A 19,169-nucleotide genomic window follows, 5' to 3' on the forward strand; every position below is an offset into this window, starting at 1 on the left:
TCAACTCTCCTCACGGCAAATTCCGCCCCATTTCGTATCTCAACTGTAAATTTCCGTCTGTACATCCATGATCTGCGCGTCCGTGCTCTCCTCCACGAACCGCTGCACCTCCTCGGCAAAGCGGTCGGCCTGAGCCCTGTGGGGCACGATGGAGGCGACTCCGATGACAATCGTCTGATGTACATCCTGCTCTCCCACCTCCGCTGCGGAAACGTGGAAATGGTTCTGGATTTTGGACACCAGGCTTTTTACGATCATGCGTTTTTCCTTCAGGGAATGCACCCAGGGAGCGTAAAGGCGAATCTCCACCCCAACGATTTTCATAGCTTTTTCCTCATACATTTCCCAACTTTACAAAACAGGCGCAGCAACCTCTATGCGTTCGCCATAGTCGTTACGCGCCATCTTCTGCTAACCACACTGTTATCCGGGGCCCCCTGCGGCTTCTGGCATTTACCACCTTTTTCCAAAAATGTGATCCCTGTTTTATTATAATTTTGTTTTCCACTTTTGTAAAGTCTTATTTTCCCCCGGCTGTCCTCCGGCCGTCACCGCCCGCTCACAGCGCAGCCCTGCGCATGGCCACCACCTGCTCAAACCGTTTTTGGGACGGCGTGCCGCTTACCTTCTCCCTGTACGGAAACGTCCGGTCAAATGTTTCGGAGGCCGCTCTGTCGAACTCAAACACGCTGTCCTCCACATAGCGCCCCCGGATCCCGTCCAGCGCATGTTCGCGCAGCACCAGGACCTGGTGGGCGGCGGCGTACATGTCATCCGCCGTCCGGATACCAAACCGCTCCGCCGGAACGAATCCATGTCTCCCGTAATATTCCGGGTCTCCATATAGGAAAATAGCCTCATATCCCATCTTACAGGCCAGCTCCTTTGTGTGTCCAATCAGTTTCCCCCCAACGCCCCTGCCCTGAAATTCCGGCAAAACGGCGATGGGCCCCAGAGCCAGCACCTCCCGCTTGGCCCCGTCGTCCCCGAGAACCGCCGCTCTTGTATAATCCACATTGCCGACAATCCGGCCCTCAAAAACCGCCACAATATCCAGCTCCGGCAAAAACGCCGGACAGCCGCGCATGACGTGGAGCAGATAGTGCTCATCACAGCCGGGCGCAAAATGATTCCAGAACGCCGCCCGGACCACCTCCTCCGTCTCCCGGTAATCCTCCGGCCGCTCCCGTCTCAGTTCAATCTCCACAGTCTCATCACCTCCCTGTTTCATTTTCGTTACCAATCGTCCCTCACATCGTCCAGTATTCCCAGAAATCCCTCCAAATCCACAGACGATTTCCCCTCTAACTCCTCCCGATACAGCTGTTCCAACGCCCGGAACACATCCTCCCGCTCCACCGTCTCTATAAACTCCTCATACCTCCGGTTCAGGCGGTTAAAACACTCCCCGTAATCTCTGACCGCTGCCTCGATCTCCTCTTTACCCTGAGCCTGCCGCAGCCTTTTTTTCGTCTTTACATACTGGGCGGTAGCGCTTTTAAACGCCGCCTTGGGCACGAAATCGCTGCCATCCCAGTGGCGGAAGGGATTGTCCAAGTTCTCTTTCATCCACTCCAGGGCCCGCAGCTTGCGAACCTCCAGGGAATCCAGGCGGTTTTTAAAACGCTTCTTCACCGCCAAACCCGCTTCCCTCGGCACGCTGTCCATCCACAGCTGCCGCAGCTCCGGGAGCTTTTCCAGAATCTCCGTCTCCTTCTCCCCGTACCCAAACAGATCCCCAAATGACAGCGTTCTCAGCCGCTTCATCTGTCTCAGTCCTTCAAAATTCACCAGAAATCCCGGCTTTCCCTGAACGGACAGCGCGGTGATTTCCCCAAAAAGACCGGCCACCGCGGCCAGATCCAGCTCCCCGACTCCGGTGAGGCGCAGCCTGCGGACCCTCAGCCCTGCTATTGCCGCCCCCCAGTCATCAAACCCGGAAGAATCCAGCGAAAGCTCTATATCCAGCTCCCGGTCCAAAGGTCCCATAATCTGCAGCTCAGAGTCCGGAACGCCGCTGAGGGAAAGTCTCTGTACTCCGTCCGGCAGAAAAATTTTCTTCACCCCGGTTCCGTCCAGCTCCAGAAAACAAAGACCGGTTCCTCTGAAATCCAAAATCTCTGTTTCCGGCGCCTTCCAGCGGAAGGTGCGGATCAGGGAACGCCCTTTAATCCAGCCGGTCACCTCCGGACACGGCCCTTCAATCTCCACAAAGGTGAGGCAGGGGAACGAGCTGACCGGCAGGTTCCCACCGGCCGCACGATACAGATGCATATTCAGGCCGCCGTAATTTTTTCGAAAATACTCCCCGCCCACCCGCACCGAGTCGCCGCTGTTTATAAACTGTTTGTATTCCGCTCTCTGCTGCGAATCTCCCTGGTTCCAGTTGTGCTCGTACACATATTCCCGGCCGTCCTGCCAGTCGCCGGCAAACACGCTGCAACGGCCGCTTATGACCGGAGGGCACACTCCGATCAGCGTATAATCCCTGGGAATCCGCCCAGAACTGATATATTTCATGTCGGGACGGTGATGATACCGGAACCGCTCCTGACAGAGGGGCTTTAAACCGGCCAGCGCCTCCCGCTTCGGCGGTTCGTCACCCAGACAGTCCAGCACCACATAGAGCACGCTGTCCTGGTCCGCCTCCAGCACCTGATAGGCCCCATATTTCCCAAGTTCTTCCACATACATGGAGTAAACGCCGCCAACCACCGGAACAGAGCTGTCGCCCCAGAACTCGTGCAGATCCCGCTCAAAGTCACCGCAAGCAAACTTCCCCCTGGTTTTAACCCGTTTCCCCGCCTGCAGAATGGCCTCCCGCATCATGTGTACCCTGGTCGTACTGCTGCCGTCGCGGTAACGCTCATAATCCAGCTTGACGCGGACCGCGGCCACAGCCTGATGGTTCAGAAAGCGGACCTTCTCGCTCCAGGTCCCATTTTCAAACAGTTCCTCCGGCGCCGCCACCGGCAGAATCCCGATCACCTGAAGAACTTCGCTGTATTCCTTATCCTGCAAAAATTCACGCGTCTCCCGGCACATGCGGTATACTTCATCGTCTACGCCGAACTGCTGGGTAAAATACGCCGGTGAATTGACATTCAGCTCCATCTCATTCCTCCACGGTCAGGGCGTCCATCCTGTTTCGGACGTCCTCCCGCACCTCATTCTCCCGCAGTTCGCGCAGCAGTCCGGCAAGTTCCGGGTAACATTCCGCCAGCGGACAGCCCCGGAGCTTCACCCACTCCTCCAATACCGTCAGCGCCATGTTCCGGTTGTTAACCACAGGCGCGTTTAACGCCGTGCGGATCAGCCTCACACCCATTCCCGGCCGGTCCTTCAGGTACTGGACCATATAGATCAGAATCCGGTAATTCTCAAATTCCTCTCCCAGTCCCATCTCATCCGCGCTGCCGCAGGCCATCTCGTCCAGCGGAAGCCTTTCCTCAAACAGCCGGATCAGCTCCATCGCATAGTTCTCCCCCGGCATGAGCAGGTCGACGTAATGGTAGTACCTGCGAAAATCCCTCTTCATCGCAGCCATGGCATAAGGCGCGTAGTCCATCCCCAGCCGCTTTGCCAGCCGCAGGCCCTCCCCCTTCTCCATCTCTCTTTGCATAACCGCCCGGCACGTCTCGCCGTCCAGCAGTTCCCCGGCTGCAGCCGCAGCCGCGTCCAGGCTGTGCTCCTTTGCGTAGTCGAGAATCTGGGCGATCACGGAGTAATCGGCAGCCGTTAACTCAAACCGGCCGCTCTGCCGCAAAAAGGCATTTAATACCTCCTCCGGGTTCTCGCAGGCCGATATTCCTCTGACCGGCCCCTCATCCAAAAGTCCGGCCATCAGTCCGGTCATAAAGCCGTACTGCTCCCGGGTCATGTTGCCTTCCAGAATCTGGGTGCAGCGGGCCTTCTGAAAGCACTCCAGCGCAGAGTACGCCGGAAGCACCGTATTGTCCCAACCCTCCGCCAAGAGCCACCGCTCCATCTCCTCATCCTCAGGGTCCAGCCGTTCCACCGCGTGAATGCGTCCCCAGCCCCTCACTTTTTTGGCCGCCTGGAAAATTTCCCGGTCTGGCTCGTCCCAAGACCGCATGAGAAACAGAGCGAAAATCGTAAATTCATCCGAGCAGGCCAGCTCGCGAACCGCCGTTTTCACCGGTTCCTTTCCATTTAAATCAAACAGTTCCAGAAGCGCCAGGCCGAACTTCACTGCCTCCGGGTGTGTCCCGCCAAACATCAGTTCCTCGCCCAGCCGGAAGATTTTACCGGCCGCAAGCTCCTCCCTGCGGTCGATGATATACTGCTGGATCCCATCGATGGCCCCGATCATATGGCCTGTCTCACAGAATTCCAGCACCAGCCCCTGCGCCTCCTCCATGCGGTCCCGGTTAGCCGCCCACACCGCCTGCTCCAACAGCCCGGTGTCCGCTTCACCCGTGGCGGTGTGAAAAATCGTGATTCCGTCCATAGCTCCATCTGCAAAATGAATCTGGTTCCCATCCGGTTTCGGCAGACTGAAATCCTCCGGCAGTATTCCCTCCGGCGTCAGCGAACGGTGAATCAACTGGTACAATGACTCCATAATCTCACTCCTCCCATTTTCATAGAACCAGTATAACACGGCAGCCCGTCATTTTCCTCCCCTATTTGTAGAAATCTGTAAACAAAATCTTCAGGATATGGTATGATTGAATTGACAGCCTCCGCGGCCCGCTCAAATCGGCGAACACCCCCGCGGCGCTGGAGAAAACCAGATAATTTCTTGGGAGGGATCAGACAAAATGAATACAGAACGAACACCGGAACTGTTTTACAACGAATTGGCGGCCCGTTTTTCCTCACTGCTTGAGTCGGAGGGGTTGATGGGGGAAGATGTGATGATCAGTACCCGCTCCCTCACGCCGGAGGAGGCCATTGGGGCCACCAGACGCCGGGATTACCCCATTATAACAGGGAAGGACGTCATGGTGCAGGCCGAATGCATGGGCGCCCTGGGACAGGCCTTCACGGACGCGCCCGCCGAATTCCGGGGCACCTTGGGGGAAATATGTACGCTGGACATAAACGGCGATTCCCATGACCGCGGCCTCTTTATCGCCGCGCTCAACGCGGTGATGAAGCATCTTGGCCTGGTGGAGTGCACGGTCCACTGCCGCAACGACGGTCCTGAGTTATGTGCGGTTGACGCGGCCGCATATATCAAAAAAACCTACGGCTGTCCTAAAATCGGCCTGGTGGGATACCAGCCCTCTCTGCTCAGCGCTCTGTCCGCAGACTTCCCCATCCGCGTAGTGGATTTGAGCCCGGTCAACACCGGCCAGGAGCGCTGCGGCGTAATGGTGGAGGACGGCAAAGTCGAGGGCGTCACCGCCTCCATCTGCCAGTGGGCCGATTTGGTGCTCTGCACAGGCAGCACCATCTGCAACGGCAGCATCGTGGACTTCCTGCATCTGAAGGACAAGGTCCTGTTCTATGGCACCACGCTGGCCGATGCCGCAAAGCTTATGGACCTTCCCCGGCTGTGTTTTGCGGACCGGTATCAGCGGAAAACGATATAGCAAAACTCATGACGTACGGATTGAATGGAATTTCTGACTTAATCTATTTTTAGGGAGTGAAAACAGGCGCTCAGAGCTCTACAGACCCGTGAATGGTATCCATAGGAAGAACGATATGATCAGAATCAAAGTACCATGTGGAGCTGGATACCAGGAGGCTGAATTTCCCGACAACGTAAAGATGGAGCTGATCGATCCCCCCAAAAAGGAGGTTCTGACTTCCATAGACTTCTTGATCCGGAATACATTAGACCCCCCTATCGGCACGCCCCGATTGGAAGAAATGGTAAACCGCAGGACAAAATCACCATTATGGTGAATAATCAGACTCGGCCGGGACCTCATGCCCAGATGGCACGGGAGATTGTACGGCGTCTATCCGAGGCCGGGGTCCCTGCCGATCCACCCCTATGATCCTGCGATCAACTATTTTGAGGATAATCCCTTCCACCTGGTAGCCCTGGAAACGGCACGGATGGTAAAAGTGCGCTTCATTTTAAACGTAGTGCAGGTATCCATAAACAGATCATGGGAGCTGTCGCCGGAGACCTGAAGCAGGCTCACCTGGATGGTGTTGAAATCTGCCGCAGAGCCAGAAGGCGCTTTCCGTAGCGGAACTGACGTGCCGTCCGGACGGATGTACCTTCTTTCTTGTGGCAGAGGCCAAAAACGTCATTCCTCAACTGTTTATCAACCGGATGGCACAGGCAACGTCGCCCGAAGAGGTAATCGAGTGTTTTCGCAAGGAGGGGTTCGGAATCGGAAGCAATAACGCATTCATGTATGCCCGCTGTCTGCTAAAGGGCCGGATCATATTGGTCAGCGAAGGGCTGACAAAAAGGGGGCAAATGTATTTCTATAAAGTATAGGGATATATCTCCACACTACAATAATCTGCTACGAACGAAATACAATCTCCCCTTTGCTTTTTTACCGCTATCACGTCAATATCAAGCATTTCTATCCAGTCCACATCAAAACGCAGATCGTATACCTCATGATCAAGCCCCTCACAGACACCCTTGAATACAACAAATTAATTATTAATAGATACAGATGGAAATGTGTCCATTTTTGACGATACTTCTGCTTCGCTAGGAGCGTTTATATTTAATTCAACATGATAGCCATTCCCAAGAACAGGCGGCTCTGTGTACTTCCATACTCCTTTCATCTCGCCAATCGCAGTTTTTCCCTTGACTACTATTTTATTTCCTTCATATCTAATTTCATCTATAATAAGCCTCATTTTCCCCACCTTCATTAATTGATTGCCGCTTTTCATCATATTTTATCACAGTCTCCTTATATTGAGAAGCGGAGAACCAAATGGTTCCGGAATATCCGGAATTATATCAGATGGCGGGTGTGCGCGGCAGCTGGCAGATGGGCGGGAAACTGTTGTGGAATTCAGACGCCCATGCTATACTTTTATTAACTGCGGGTGATTCTGAAACAAAATCGAAATCGATAGAGGACTAACAAAATTTTTGCAGGAAGAACCTTTTAAGTGAAATTGGAACTTACCGGGCAGGAATGGAGGGTTGAATGAAAGAAGGCTTTTATTTTCACAGAAATCATCTTTATTATGGTACATATAATGAGAAACAGGTTTCCGGGCGGGTGAACATTTCAAAGGTTACACCGGAACACATCCAGACAAATCATCCGATATCCGACGATGACTGGGCCGTCCGACTGTGGGACAATCATAGTCTGCTTGAACCGGAGTATGCGGATTTGCAGACTATGCTTTTAAAGATGGGGATGTTCATGAACCTCAGTCCAGATCAGGAGGTTGATTTTTCCATTGTTGAAAGAAGACTTGATATTTCCTTGCCCAAGGAACTGAAGCGAATCTATCTGGCCATCCAGAACCAGGAGGAGTATTTTACAGGTACAGAACATTTCCTGCCTCTGGACGAAATTTATGTGGAGCAGAGAATCATTGTCTTCTTCAAAAAGAAACGGACGCCCATTGCAGGTTATGATTTAGAGAGGGGATGCCTTGCAGAGTATTACAAAAAAGAATGGCATATAGAATGGGGAGGAATTTGCTGCTATCAGTTCTGTGTGGGCAGAATGCTTACACTCGCCATTGAGAATAGACCCGTTTTCAAAAAAGGAAGATGTAAAGGCAAATTCGTGACAACTCTGAACATTGAACGGGAATTAGAAAATTTCTGCAATGAGGACTATCATCTTTTATCAGAATTCCACGTGTACGGGATTGCAGTGTTGTACTCAAACGATGGGCTCATCGCCTGGATTCGGAGCAATGGATTTTATGCGGATATCCATGCAGGAGCCGCTGACGAAGCCCAGCTGGAAGCACTTGCTGAACATCTGGGCGCTATGGAGTGGAAATAAAAATCGAATGGAGAATCTCAGGAATGGAACATTTGAAATACATAAAAGGGATGGACAGATTAATTCAGGAATTACCCACTCAATACCGGTATCTCCCTCTTTTTGGTAATATCCTTAAACTTGAATATTTGAAAGAGTTTGATTATGAGAAATGGACTGATATTTATAATGTAAGGCTTCTTGTTGCTGATGAAGCTGAATTATATAAAATTCAAATCTTCATGAAAAATGTTCACGGAAGCCTTTCCTTCAACATATCAGAGGCATTGTCTGGATTTTCGATTTGTGATATGCAGGAGGATGGTTATGAGCAGGATACCCGTTATCATATATATGATTTTGAAAACGGCGATTTTTCTGTTTATTGCGAGGACATAGAAGTTGCTCTATTAAAAAATCCAAAGTAAGCTGGTGATAGGATGGGAAAACAGATCAATTATTGGATGGATTATGATAGCTTTTTGCTAGTCGCGCAAAGGGCAGTTGACTTGGGCTGCACAGTCGTAAAAGAAGACCTTAAGTTAGGCAGAGTCATTGAAAGCAAGGATATCGGTATCATCACCCCTTATGGAACATCCAATTATCCAGACTACTATTTCCATCTTCCGGAGGCAGGAGCCATAGAAGTCCTTACCGTGAATGGAAAAGAATGTCTGGACTACAGTTATACCGCAACCGGAAATGCCTTAATTGAAGCCAGCTACTCTTCCATCGTCAATGAGCCCACAGGCGTTGCCGGGACACGGCGAAAAAAGGAAATCCACAGAGCAAGAATCTATTGCATAACCGGTTATTATGATGAAAATGAAAAATATATACCGAGGCCAGACTGTCTGACTAAAGTGTACAACTCCCTGGTGAGATATGTAAAAAAGATAGCGCCTTATACGGAATTTACAGATATCCTGAAAAGTATAAAGGGCGAAAATTATGGGGAGGAATGTGAATATAGACATAAGAGATACATAACAAAGACCTGTCTGGATCTGGTAAATAGTGAAGGGTATAAATTGTGTTAAATATGTAGGAGGCAAAATGATTTTATACAGACCTGTTGGCACAAAAGAATTAGAATTAATTAAGGAAAGCAATTATCGAAGATTTCCGCCAAGGTTAGCGGAACAGCCTATTTTTTATCCAGTCCTGAACGAACAATACGCAACGGAGATTGCTTCCGGCTGGAATGTAAAATATAATGAGGACCACAGAGGTTATGTCGTAAAGTTTGAGGTAGACGACCAATACTGCGGACAGTTTGAGGTCCATCAGGTCGGGGGCGCGCAACATAAGGAGTTATGGGTCCCAGCCGAAGAGCTGGATGTATTTAATGAGCATATTATCGGGGAAATACACATCATGAAAGAATTTCCAGACAAATAGCGCCCTCCAAACTCAAACAAATCTTCATTTGCTATATATTTGTGCATTCTTTCATCAACCCCCTTAACCGGAAATTATTCGTTTGTTCTCAAGCCCGTTTAAGCGATACATTTTACTTTGTTAAGAAGTTCACTTTTTCTGCACGATAGAACCCGGCTTTTCAATACCGGACAGCTATATCCGGATTATATAATTCTGCATTGTAGCTGTAAACTGTATCCATTATACCATTCGCGTTCCACTCCATCAAGACTTGTGCCTATCTAAGGCAGGGCAAAACGGCTGATGGCCCCGGGGATTGCCTGGGACAATGGGTCTGGGGGATTTCGGGCACGAAAAAAGGACCCAAAGTATGGTTTTCACATACCTTAGGTCCCTTATTTTTGATTTTTCAGCCCCAAAATGGTGTTTTTTTGTGGGCCAACATGCCTATTTTGGGTGGCACATCAACACTGAATTACTGTCCCATCTGCTTCGCAACCTCAGCCGCAAAGTCCTCGTTCTTCTTCTCCAGGCCTTCGCCGGTCTCGAAACGGATGAACTTCTTAACCTTGATCGCTGCGCCGTTTGCCTTGGCAACAGCAGCCACGTAGTTTGCTACGCTCTGCTTGCCGTCCTCGGCCTTAACGTATACCTGATCCAGCAGGCAGATTTCCTTCAGCTCTTTGTTGATACGTCCCATCACCATGCCGCTGATGATCTTGTCGTTGGCATCGGGCTTCTCGTTCTTCGCAGCTGCGGTGAGGATCTCCTTCTCACGCTCGATGTACTCCGCGTCAACCTCGTCTCTGCAGGTGTACAGGGGCTTAAGTGCAGCAGCCTGCATGGCTACGTTCTTCGCCATATCTTTGATCTCATCGTTTACAACATCGGTCTCAACGTCTACCAGAACGCCGATCTTGCCGCCTGCATGAATGTAGGAAGCAACGAAGCCGTTAGCCTCGGTGATCTGCTCAAAACGGCGGATGTTCATGTTCTCGCCGATGATTGCGATCTGAGAGGACAGAGCCTCCTTCACGGTCAGGCTGGGATCCTTCTCCCACTTCTCCTCCATGAAGCTATCCATATCCTTGGCGGAAGTGTTCAGCGCCTGTGCAGCCACGTCGGCCGCATAGCTGCGGAACTTCTCGTTCTTGGCTACGAAGTCGGTCTCAGCGTTTACCTCAACCACAACAGCCTTCTTGCCATCCTCGGAAACATTGGTAACAACCATACCCTCGGCTGCAATACGTCCGGCCTTCTTAGCCGCACCGGCCAGGCCTTTCTCTCTCAAAAACTCAACAGCCTTGTCCATATCGCCGTCGGTAGCTGCAAGTGCTTTCTTGCAGTCCATCATTCCGGCGCCAGTCATCTCTCTTAACTCTTTTACCATTGCTGCAGTTACTGCTGCCATTTCAAATTCCTCCAATCAGATATTATTCCTGGGATTAAGCCTCTGCTGCCTCGAACGCCTCAACCGGGATCTCGATCTCCATAGCGCCTTCCAGAACTTCGCCCTGCTTCGCCTCGATCACAGCGTCAGCCATCTTGGAAACGATCAGCTTAACCGCTCTGATTGCATCGTCGTTGCCCGGGATCACATAATCCAGCTCTTCCGGATCGCAGTTGGTGTCAACAATACCGATTAACGGGATTCCCAGAGTATGAGCTTCCTGCACGCAGATGTGCTCCTTCTTGGGGTCTACTACGAAGATCGCGTCAGGCAGTCTCTTCATATCCTTGATGCCGCCCAGGTTTCTCTCCAGCTTATCCCACTCTTTCTTTAACGCAATAACTTCCTTCTTGGGCAGAACGTCGAAGGTGCCGTCCTGAGACATAGCCTCAATCGCTTTCAGTCTGCCGATCCGGCTCTGAATGGTCTTGAAGTTGGTCAGCATGCCGCCCAGCCATCTCTCGTTTACAAAATACATTCCGCAGCGCTCAGCCTCAACCTTGATCGCTTCCTGCGCCTGCTTCTTGGTTCCCACGAACAGGATGGTGCCGCCGTTGGCAGCGATGTCGGAAACGGCCTTGTAAGCCTCGTCTACCTTCACAACAGACTTCTGTAAGTCGATGATGTAGATGCCGTTTCTCTCGGTGTAGATGTAGGGAGCCATCTTGGGGTTCCATCTTCTTGTCTGGTGGCCGAAATGCACACCAGCTTCCAGTAACTGCTTCATTGAAATAACGCTCATGTTCTTTACCTCCGTTTGGTTTTTTACCTGCCCCCTGAGCAAGGGAGTCAGGCTTACTTCCGCCTGCTTCTCATGCTTCCCGGAAGACCTGGCCGTTCACCGGTTCAGGCACCTTTCCAAAGAATCCACAGACGTGATTTTTGTCAGCCTTACAAATATATCACAAAATGCGGGCATGCGCAAGTGGTTTATTGGAAAAAAATCGCTGTTTTTCACGTTTTTACGCGCTTTTTGCGAACTTTTTTACCTTTCCCCTCCCGGTAGGCCCGGATTGTCTCCTCAATGGCCGTATAGTCCCGCTCAAAGAGCTCTTCGCTGATCTGCACGGCCAGGAGATCGGCGGGGACCTTCTCCAAAATCTTTTCCACCACAAATTTCTTGCTCTTCTCCTTGTAGCCCGGCAGCTTGTTGAGCTCCTGGATATGCACCAGCTCCGGCCGCCAGAGAAGCCCCAGCTTGCGCTTCAAATCCAGATTAGGATTGCGCTCTGCCTCCCGCAGCACGTAAAAATCCAGCCCCTCCGCCGCAGCCTCCACGGTGATGATCCCCCACCACTCCGGCACATGTTCCCCGATGTGCAGCCCATGGGTGGAACCGGCCACCACGTAATTTCCGTCACAGTAGCGGTCGTAATCCCGCACCTGACGGCTCAGCCTGACATAGGTGTCCGCGTCGCTTTTGATCTCAAGCCCCATGACCGCTCCCTCCAGCACCATCAAAATATCTGCCCGGGACCTGCCCATCCGCTTCTCCTCGATGATGCGGATCTTTCCGAACCTCTCCTCCAAAAAGTCGAACAGCGGTTCCCGGATATCCTTGTCGTAAAGCATCCTAATAATTCCTCCTGATCAAAAACAGGGCCGCAGCGCACAAGCTGTGATTCTGCTGTGCCGCTGCGGCCCTGCCGGGTTTTTCAATCGTTATTTCAGATTTGAGTTGGAAGCCTTGATGGCTTTCAGCTCGTCAAATACCACATCGTTTAAAACCTTGATGTAGGTGCCCTTCATACCGGAGGAGCGGGATTCGATGACTCCGGCGCTCTCAAACTTGCGCAGCGCGTTGACGATCACCGAGCGGGTGATTCCCACGCGGTCCGCAATCTTGCTGGCAACCAGAATGCCCTCGTTGCCGTCCAGCTCGTCGAAAATATGGATGATGGCCTCCAGCTCGGAGAAGGACAGGGTGCTGATGGCGGATTTCACAATCTGTACCTTTCGGGTCTCCTCGGCATTCTCCTCGTTGACGGAACGCATCATCTCCAGTCCCACCACGGTGGTCCCGTATTCACTCAAAATAATATCGTCAATATCGTACTGGGAATCCTGCTTGTAGATAAACAGGGTGCCCAGGCGCTCACCTGCAATGTCGATGGGGGTGATGATCGCCTGGTACTTGCGGACGTTCTCCTCCGCAAATCCCAGCGTAGCCAGGTTCACATTCTCCTTGGTGGACAGCACGCTTAACAGACGCTCGTTGAGCATCTTATCCACGTACATTCCAACCTGGTCCTCGATCAGCTCTTCGATCTCCTCAACACCGGAACACAGGCTCACGCCCAGCACCTTTCCCTTCTTGCTGATGACCAGGATGTTGGACAACAATATCTCACTCAGCACTTTGCAGATGTCATTGAAAACCACTTTGTGGGAATTGTTGTTATGCAATAACTTGTTAATCTTCCTTGTTTTGTCCAACAACTGAACGCTCATATTCGAAAACCTCCTTATCCAACTGGTATACCGCCCCGAAATGCCCTATTAATAATAGAATTGTAACATAATTCTGTGGCAATAACAAGAGTTTTTCGAAGTTTTCGATTATTTTAAGAATTTCATATTTTCTATGGCAATTTTACCATATTTTTCTATTCCTGCTCCAGGTTCGTACGGTATCCGCAGGTCTCATTGGAGCACAGAAGCTTGTTTCCCTTCTCCACCATGTAGGCGCCGCACTCCGGGCACTTCTTGGTGGAAGGCTTCTGCCAGGACATAAAGTCGCAGTCCGGGTTGGCCTCGCAGCCAAAGTACAGACGGCCTTTCTTGGTCTTTTTGCGCACCACTTCCTTGCCGCACTTGGGGCAGGGAACGCCGATCTTCTCCAGATAGGGTTTGGTGTTCTTGCAGTCCGGGAAACCGGGGCAGGCCAGGAATTTCCCGTGGGGGCCGTACTTAATCACCATCTGGCGCCCGCACAGTTCGCAGACCTCGTCGGAAACCTCATCCGCAATGGTCACGGTCTCCAGCTCCTTCTCTGCAACAGTCACCGCCTCGTCCAGATCCGGATAGAAATTGCTAACAACGGTTTTCCACTGCACGGAGCCGTCCGCCACTTTATCCAGCAGGGACTCCATATTAGCGGTAAAACTGATGTCCACGATGCTGGGGAACATCTGCTTCATGATGCGGTTTACCACCTCGCCGATCTCTGTGACATACAGATTTTTGCTCTCCTTGACCACATACCGTCTGGCAATGATGGTGGTGATCGTGGGGGCATAGGTACTGGGGCGTCCGATCCCCTGCTCCTCCAGAGCCTTTACCAGGGAAGCCTCGGTATAATGCGCGGGCGGCTGGGTGAAATGCTGGCTGGGAAGCAGCTCCTCCAGCTTCAGGTTCGTGCCCTTCTCCATATTGCCCAGAGCCTGGTTGTGCTCTTCCTCGTCGTCCGCCTCAACATACACCGACATAAAACCGTCGAAAAGCAGGCGGGAAGCTGCGGTGGTGAAGCTGTGTCCGCCCGCCGTTATCTTCACGGAGGTGGTCTCGTACACAGCGTTGTCCATACGGCTGGCGGTAAAACGCTTCCAGATCAGCTGATACAAGCGGAACAGATCGCGCTGCAGGGACTCCTTCACCACGGTGGGCGTCAGGGCGATGTCCGTGGGGCGGATCGCCTCGTGGGCGTCCTGGATCTTGCCGCCGTTTTTCTTGGACTGCTCGTTTTTGATCACATACTTTTCGCCGTACTGCTCTTTGATGAACGCTCTGGCCGTGGCGTCCGCTTCCTCGGCGATACGGGTGGAATCCGTACGCAGGTAAGTGATCAGACCGATGGTGCCGTGGCCCTTCACCTCAACGCCCTCGTACAGCTGCTGGGCCAGGCGCATGGTCTTCTGGGTGGAGAAATTGAGGGCCTTGGAGGCCTCCTGCTGCATGGTACTGGTGGTAAAGGGAATGGGAGCTTTCTTGATCCGCTCGCCCTTTTTCACCTCGTCCACCACATAGGAGCAGCCCTCCAGATCCGCCAGGATCCGATCCAGTTCCTCCTTACTGCGGATGCCCGTCTTGCCGTTCTTTCCGTTGTCGCTGCCGTAATATTTGGCGGTCAGCGGCTTCTTGGCGCCCTTTAACAGAAGCTTGGCATCCAGATTCCAGTATTCCTCGGGAATAAACGCATTGATCTCATCCTCGCGGTCGCAGATCATACGCAGCGCCACGGACTGCACGCGGCCCGCGCTCAGCCCACGCTTCACCTTTTTCCAAAGCAGGGGGCTGATCCGGTATCCCACCATGCGGTCCAGCATTCTGCGGGTCTGCTGGGCATCCACCAGGTGCATGTCGATATCACGGGGGCTCTTGAAGGAAGCCTTTACCGCGTTTTTGGTGATCTCGTTGAAGCTTATGCGGTACACCTGCTTGTTCTTCGCCTCGTCCAGCTTGAGAGCCTTCATCAGGTGCCAGGAAATCGCCTCTCCCTCGCGGTCAGGGTCCGTTGCAAGATAAATCTTGTCAGCTTTCTTCACTTCCTTGCGCAGCTTTGCCAGAATATCACCCTTGCCGCGGATGGTGATGTATTTCGGCTCGTAATCGTGTTCCGCATCGAACCCAAGCTGACTCTTGGGCAGATCCCTGACATGTCCGCCGGAAGCGTCCACTTCATAATTGCTGCCCAGAAATTTTTTGATTGTTTTCACCTTTGCCGGTGACTCAACAATTACCAGATGGTTTGCCATTATAAAACTCCTTGTCATTCCTCATTATCAAAAGCTGCTCTTCGCAGTAATTTTCCCATATCGCCCGTTTCTCAGTCACAGCTGACACGGCGGGCATAGTATTGTCCGGCCGTTTTCACCACAAGCCCGCCAAGCTCCAAATCCAGCAGCGCGCTCATGCATTCGCCGACACACATCCCCGACAATACGGCGATCTCTTCCACATGTTTTGGTGCGGAATCTAGGCAACTATACACCATTTTTTCGTTCTTGGCAAGTCCCTTCACGCTTTTTTCGCGAAGAATCAGCTTTTTTTCATGGAGAATTCCCAAAAATTCCAACACATCACCAGGGCCCGTCAGCAGCGCGGCCCCGGCCTGGATCAGCTGGTTGCAACCCCGGCTGGCAGAATCCGTCACCCGGCCCGGCAGCGCAAAAATCTCTTTTCCCTGCTCCAGACCCAGCTGGGCCGTGATCAGCGACCCGCTCTTCTCATTGGCTTCGATCACCAGAACCGCGTCCGCAAGCCCGCTGATAATCCGGTTGCGGACCGGGAAATTCTGCGGCCGCGGCGGCTCGCCGGGCGGATATTCCGAGATAAGACCCCCTTGCTTTTCCATCTCCCGAAACAGCGGGTAATTCTGCTTCGGATAACAGATATTGACGCCACAGCCCAACACGCCCCAGGTTTCCCCGCCTCCCGACAGGGCCCCCCGGTGTCCGGCCCCATCCACGCCCAACGCCAGTCCGCTGATCACCGCCACGCCGGCCGCTGCAAGCTCCCGTCCCATGATCCCGGCCGCCTGCTCGCCGTACACGGTACAGCTCCTGGCGCCGATAACCGCGACCGTGGGTTTCTCCGCCGGAGGCAGGCTTCCCTTAATCCAAAGCCCCATTGGATAGTCATAGATATGCCGCAGCCGTTCGGGATATTCCGGGTCTAATGGGGTGACAAAGCGGATTCCCTGACGGTCAAGGCCGCTGTACTCCTCTCTCGCCGCATCCAGACTGCGCTTTGCCTGCTCAAAAATCTCCGCGGTTTTCCGGTTCTTGATGATCCCTCTGCGCAGCAACTCCATTCCTTCTATATAATATGCCTGCTGAAAACTGCCGTAGGTCTCCTGGATCTGGCGGATCGTCACCGCAAACGCCGGCAGGCTGCGGCACAGCCAGTACAGATACTCCTTTTCCTGCTCTATGCTTCCCATATTTTCTCCTCCAATGCCCTGTAACCAACCGCCTCCGCCAGATGCGTTTTACTCAGCGTTTCGCTGCCCTCCAGATCCGCGATCGTTCTGGCCACCCGCAGCACCTTATGGCAGGTCCTGGCGCTCATTCCCCTGGTGCGGTACACACGTTCCAAAAAATGTTCCGCCTCCGGCCTCAGCCGGCAGAACCGTTCCAGCGCGCCCTTGCCCATGCGGCTGTTAAACCGGATTCCGGTGCCGTCAAAACGCGCCGCCTGTACCTCCCTGGCCCGCTCTACCCGGACACGGATCGCGGCGGAGCTTTCGTTGTCCCCTGCGTTCTGCCTCAGCTCCTCATAGCGTATGGGAGCCGCCTCGGCGCAGATGTCAAAGCGCTCCATAATGGGCCTGGACAAACGCCCCATGTACTGACGGACCTGAGCAGGCGTGCAGCGGCAGCGGCTTCTGTCCGGAAAATAACCGCAGGGACAGAGGTTCATCGCCGCGCAGAGCATAAAATCCGCCGGAAACTCATAAGACCCGCGCACCCGGCTGACGATCACCCGCTGCTCCTCAAGCGGCTGGCGCAGAATCTCAACCGCGCTCTTGCGAAACAGGGTTAGCTCGTCCAAAAACAGGACGCCACCCGATGCCAGGGACAGCTCCCCCGGCCGCACCGGCCTACCGCCTCCGGTCAACCCCTGAGGCGTAACCGTGTGATGGGGGCTGCGGAAGGGCCGACGGTTTAAAAGGGGCTGTCCGGCCGGCAGCTGGCCGCAGATACTGTAGATTCTGGAGATCTCGATATTCTCCTCCCGTGACAGTGAAGGCAGGATAGTGGGCAGCCTTCTGGCGATCATCGTCTTGCCTGTTCCCGCCGGGCCGCAGAACAGCAGATTGTGCATACCGGCCGCCGCCACCTCAGCTGCCCTCCGCAGAAACTGCTGGCCGTTCACCTCGCGGTAGTCCACATCGTAACATTCCGTCTCCTGCTCCAGGAAATTCTCGGATGCTGCCCTGGCCGGACAGATCGTTCGGGGATCGGACAGCATGGCGGCTAAATGGGCCAGGGAGGAGACCCCTACGATCTCAATATGTTCCACCACGAGCCCCTCCATCACATTCTCCTGGGGCAGATAGCACCGGCGGATTCCCTCCTCTCTGGCTGCCATCACCATACTCATAACGCCCTCCACAGGCTTCACCTTGCCGTCCAGCCCCAATTCGCCCACCACCAGGCAGTCGTCTGCCTCCCGCATATCGGTCATGCCGTAGGCCCCCAGCACAGCCAGGGCGATGGGCAGATCAAAGGCCGTGCCCTCCTTGCGCAGATCCGCCGGGGATAAATTCACCGTCACCTTGCGCGCGGGCAGCCTAAAGCCCGAATTTTTCAGCGCGGTGCGCACGCGGTCCTGGGCCTCCCGGACCTCGGAAGCCAGATAGCCCACCATAATAAAACCGGGCAAACCGTCCCCCACGTCCGCCTCCGTGGATACAATACGGCCGCGGATCCCGCAGATCCCCGCGCTATTCACTTTTACAAACATACAAGCGCTCCTTCCTCTTTTCTGTCATAACATCACAACTGTTGGAACCGTGGTACGAATATTGTACCGGTACGCGGATCAGCTCCGCAAGAAGAACAGGGCGGCGGGCAGAGAAACCTGCCGCCGAATCTATGTCTATCTACTATACTAAACTCCAGGTGAAATAGCAAGGGATCCACGGCTGCTATTTTGATATTTTCAGCGGTTCAAGCGGCTCGCCTCCCCGGACGTTTCCGCCGTCTCAGCCTCACTGAAATTCCGTCATATAGGGCCGGTAGCGCAGGGCCAGATGGGTCCGCTGGCAGATCGGATTGGTGCGCTCCCGGATGGCCACAGTCTCGTGGAAAGCCTTCCAGAGCGCCTCGTACTCCTCCTGATCCGTGTCCTGATCCAACTGCGCGGACAGATACCCCTCCCCGTCCGCGTGCACGATGGCCCAGCTTCCCCTGGAAGGATGAACCACCGCCTTTCGGTGATTCTCATCGTAGATGATCCAGCTCTCCATGGGCAGGCGGTCCGCAAAATGAGGGGCCAGTATGGGCAGTACATCGTTCTTCGGCCCGATGCGGCTGACCAGAATGCCTTTTGACGTCTGAGAGAAGCGGACAAAGCCGGTGAGCAGATGATTCTCATGGCGTACGTTCCGGCACATCTGAAAAATCTCACGCACCTCCGGAAGCTGCAGCATATCCAGCACCCCCGTTCCGTGCCGGAACGCCCGGATCAGAAAGCGGTAGATCTTGTCCGGCCTGGCTGGGTCCTGGCTCAGGGAGGCGATATAAATCTCCTCGTAAACCGCCCTCCCAATCTTCCCGCAGACGGCCCGGATCACCTTCCGGGCATTTTCCGGGGAGGTCCGCACGGTCACATACTGGGTAAACAGCTCCAGCTCCCGAAACGCCCCGTCCAGCTCCAGCTTCACATTCTCATGTCCCTTGCCGCTCGTCCACGCCTCGTAAACAGCGCTGAGGATTCCGTCAAAATCCGGTTCACACAAATATATGGTCATAACAAACCTG

The 19,169-nt window shown here is 53.4% G+C and carries 20 protein-coding genes; 7 read left to right on the plus strand and 13 right to left on the minus strand.

Annotated features, from left to right (window positions below; all coding sequences use genetic code 11):
• Positions 1-39: 39 nt before the first annotated feature.
• From ACK2JC_RS00510 to ACK2JC_RS00525, 4 genes are all read right to left on the minus strand, one after another.
• On the minus strand, positions 40-324 hold the full coding sequence (locus ACK2JC_RS00510) for a DUF503 domain-containing protein (protein ID WP_320938547.1): 285 nt from the start codon (positions 322-324) through the stop codon (positions 40-42).
• 235 nt (positions 325-559) lie between these two features.
• Positions 560-1,207 (minus strand): N-acetyltransferase, encoded by a 648-nt coding sequence (locus ACK2JC_RS00515; RefSeq protein WP_320938546.1) that lies wholly within the window; start codon positions 1,205-1,207, stop codon positions 560-562.
• 29 nt (positions 1,208-1,236) lie between these two features.
• Positions 1,237-3,114 (minus strand): hypothetical protein, encoded by a 1,878-nt coding sequence (locus ACK2JC_RS00520; RefSeq protein WP_320938545.1) that lies wholly within the window; start codon positions 3,112-3,114, stop codon positions 1,237-1,239.
• A 1-nt stretch (position 3,115) separates the two neighbouring features.
• Entirely contained in the window at positions 3,116-4,585 is a 1,470-nt protein-coding gene (locus tag ACK2JC_RS00525) for a hypothetical protein (RefSeq protein WP_320938544.1), read from the minus strand.
• A 199-nt stretch (positions 4,586-4,784) separates the two neighbouring features.
• Here ACK2JC_RS00525 and ACK2JC_RS00530 point away from each other — a divergent pair, with 199 nt between their 5' ends.
• From ACK2JC_RS00530 to ACK2JC_RS00540, 3 genes are all read left to right on the plus strand, one after another.
• Positions 4,785-5,561: a hypothetical protein gene (locus tag ACK2JC_RS00530; RefSeq protein WP_368271461.1), complete on the plus strand. Its 777-nt coding sequence runs from the start codon at positions 4,785-4,787 to the stop codon at positions 5,559-5,561.
• 115 nt (positions 5,562-5,676) lie between these two features.
• Complete coding sequence (locus tag ACK2JC_RS00535) at positions 5,677-5,880, plus strand: hypothetical protein (RefSeq protein ID WP_320938542.1); 204 nt, start codon at positions 5,677-5,679, stop codon at positions 5,878-5,880.
• Positions 5,881-5,904: 24 nt separating this feature from the next.
• Positions 5,905-6,114 carry a hypothetical protein gene (locus tag ACK2JC_RS00540; RefSeq protein WP_320938541.1) on the plus strand — a complete coding sequence of 70 codons (210 nt, stop codon included), beginning with the start codon at positions 5,905-5,907 and terminating at the stop codon, positions 6,112-6,114.
• A 483-nt stretch (positions 6,115-6,597) separates the two neighbouring features.
• Here ACK2JC_RS00540 and ACK2JC_RS00545 read toward each other — a convergent pair whose 3' ends face one another.
• Complete coding sequence (locus ACK2JC_RS00545) at positions 6,598-6,849, minus strand: hypothetical protein (protein WP_320938540.1); 252 nt, start codon at positions 6,847-6,849, stop codon at positions 6,598-6,600.
• Between the two features lie 260 nt (positions 6,850-7,109).
• On the opposite strand from ACK2JC_RS00545, the gene ACK2JC_RS00550 reads away from it, so the two are divergent.
• Genes ACK2JC_RS00550 through ACK2JC_RS00565 form a run of 4 tightly spaced genes read left to right on the plus strand, consistent with a single transcriptional unit; the run spans position 7,110 to position 9,311 of the window.
• Positions 7,110-7,931, plus strand: coding sequence for a hypothetical protein (locus ACK2JC_RS00550; RefSeq protein ID WP_182481689.1), 822 nt, complete (start codon positions 7,110-7,112; stop codon positions 7,929-7,931).
• A 23-nt stretch (positions 7,932-7,954) separates the two neighbouring features.
• The gene (locus ACK2JC_RS00555; RefSeq protein WP_227169028.1) at positions 7,955-8,338 is read left to right on the plus strand and encodes a hypothetical protein; all 384 of its coding nucleotides are present in this window, start codon (positions 7,955-7,957) and stop codon (positions 8,336-8,338) included.
• 12 nt (positions 8,339-8,350) lie between these two features.
• The gene (locus tag ACK2JC_RS00560) at positions 8,351-8,950 is read left to right on the plus strand and encodes a hypothetical protein (RefSeq protein WP_320938539.1); all 600 of its coding nucleotides are present in this window, start codon (positions 8,351-8,353) and stop codon (positions 8,948-8,950) included.
• Positions 8,951-8,966: 16 nt separating this feature from the next.
• Entirely contained in the window at positions 8,967-9,311 is a 345-nt protein-coding gene (locus ACK2JC_RS00565; RefSeq protein WP_118756617.1) for a hypothetical protein, read from the plus strand.
• Between the two features lie 457 nt (positions 9,312-9,768).
• On the opposite strand, the gene tsf is transcribed toward ACK2JC_RS00565, so the two are convergent.
• The 8 genes from tsf to ACK2JC_RS00605 form a co-directional block, all read right to left on the minus strand.
• Entirely contained in the window at positions 9,769-10,704 is a 936-nt protein-coding gene (gene tsf / locus ACK2JC_RS00570) for a translation elongation factor Ts (protein ID WP_092360479.1), read from the minus strand.
• A gap of 34 nt (positions 10,705-10,738) precedes the next feature.
• Positions 10,739-11,485 (minus strand): 30S ribosomal protein S2, encoded by a 747-nt coding sequence (gene rpsB / locus ACK2JC_RS00575; protein ID WP_092360478.1) that lies wholly within the window; start codon positions 11,483-11,485, stop codon positions 10,739-10,741.
• Between the two features lie 212 nt (positions 11,486-11,697).
• Positions 11,698-12,315 carry a sce7726 family protein gene (locus ACK2JC_RS00580; protein ID WP_320938536.1) on the minus strand — a complete coding sequence of 206 codons (618 nt, stop codon included), beginning with the start codon at positions 12,313-12,315 and terminating at the stop codon, positions 11,698-11,700.
• 90 nt (positions 12,316-12,405) lie between these two features.
• Positions 12,406-13,194, minus strand: coding sequence for a GTP-sensing pleiotropic transcriptional regulator CodY (codY, locus tag ACK2JC_RS00585; RefSeq protein ID WP_092360476.1), 789 nt, complete (start codon positions 13,192-13,194; stop codon positions 12,406-12,408).
• A gap of 155 nt (positions 13,195-13,349) precedes the next feature.
• Positions 13,350-15,437, minus strand: a complete 2,088-nt coding sequence (topA, locus tag ACK2JC_RS00590) for a type I DNA topoisomerase (protein WP_092360475.1) — start codon at positions 15,435-15,437, stop codon at positions 13,350-13,352.
• Between the two features lie 71 nt (positions 15,438-15,508).
• Positions 15,509-16,624 carry a DNA-processing protein DprA gene (gene dprA, locus ACK2JC_RS00595; RefSeq protein WP_320938535.1) on the minus strand — a complete coding sequence of 372 codons (1,116 nt, stop codon included), beginning with the start codon at positions 16,622-16,624 and terminating at the stop codon, positions 15,509-15,511.
• Entirely contained in the window at positions 16,612-18,150 is a 1,539-nt protein-coding gene (locus ACK2JC_RS00600; RefSeq protein ID WP_320938534.1) for a YifB family Mg chelatase-like AAA ATPase, read from the minus strand. The genes dprA and ACK2JC_RS00600 overlap by 13 nt, the downstream gene beginning before the upstream one ends.
• 247 nt (positions 18,151-18,397) lie before the next feature.
• Positions 18,398-19,159, minus strand: coding sequence for a TIGR03915 family putative DNA repair protein (locus ACK2JC_RS00605; protein ID WP_320938533.1), 762 nt, complete (start codon positions 19,157-19,159; stop codon positions 18,398-18,400).
• Positions 19,160-19,169 lie beyond the last annotated feature (10 nt).

It is taken from the genome of Enterocloster lavalensis (genome assembly GCF_046603895.1).
GTDB classification, from domain to species: domain Bacteria; phylum Bacillota; class Clostridia; order Lachnospirales; family Lachnospiraceae; genus Enterocloster; species Enterocloster lavalensis.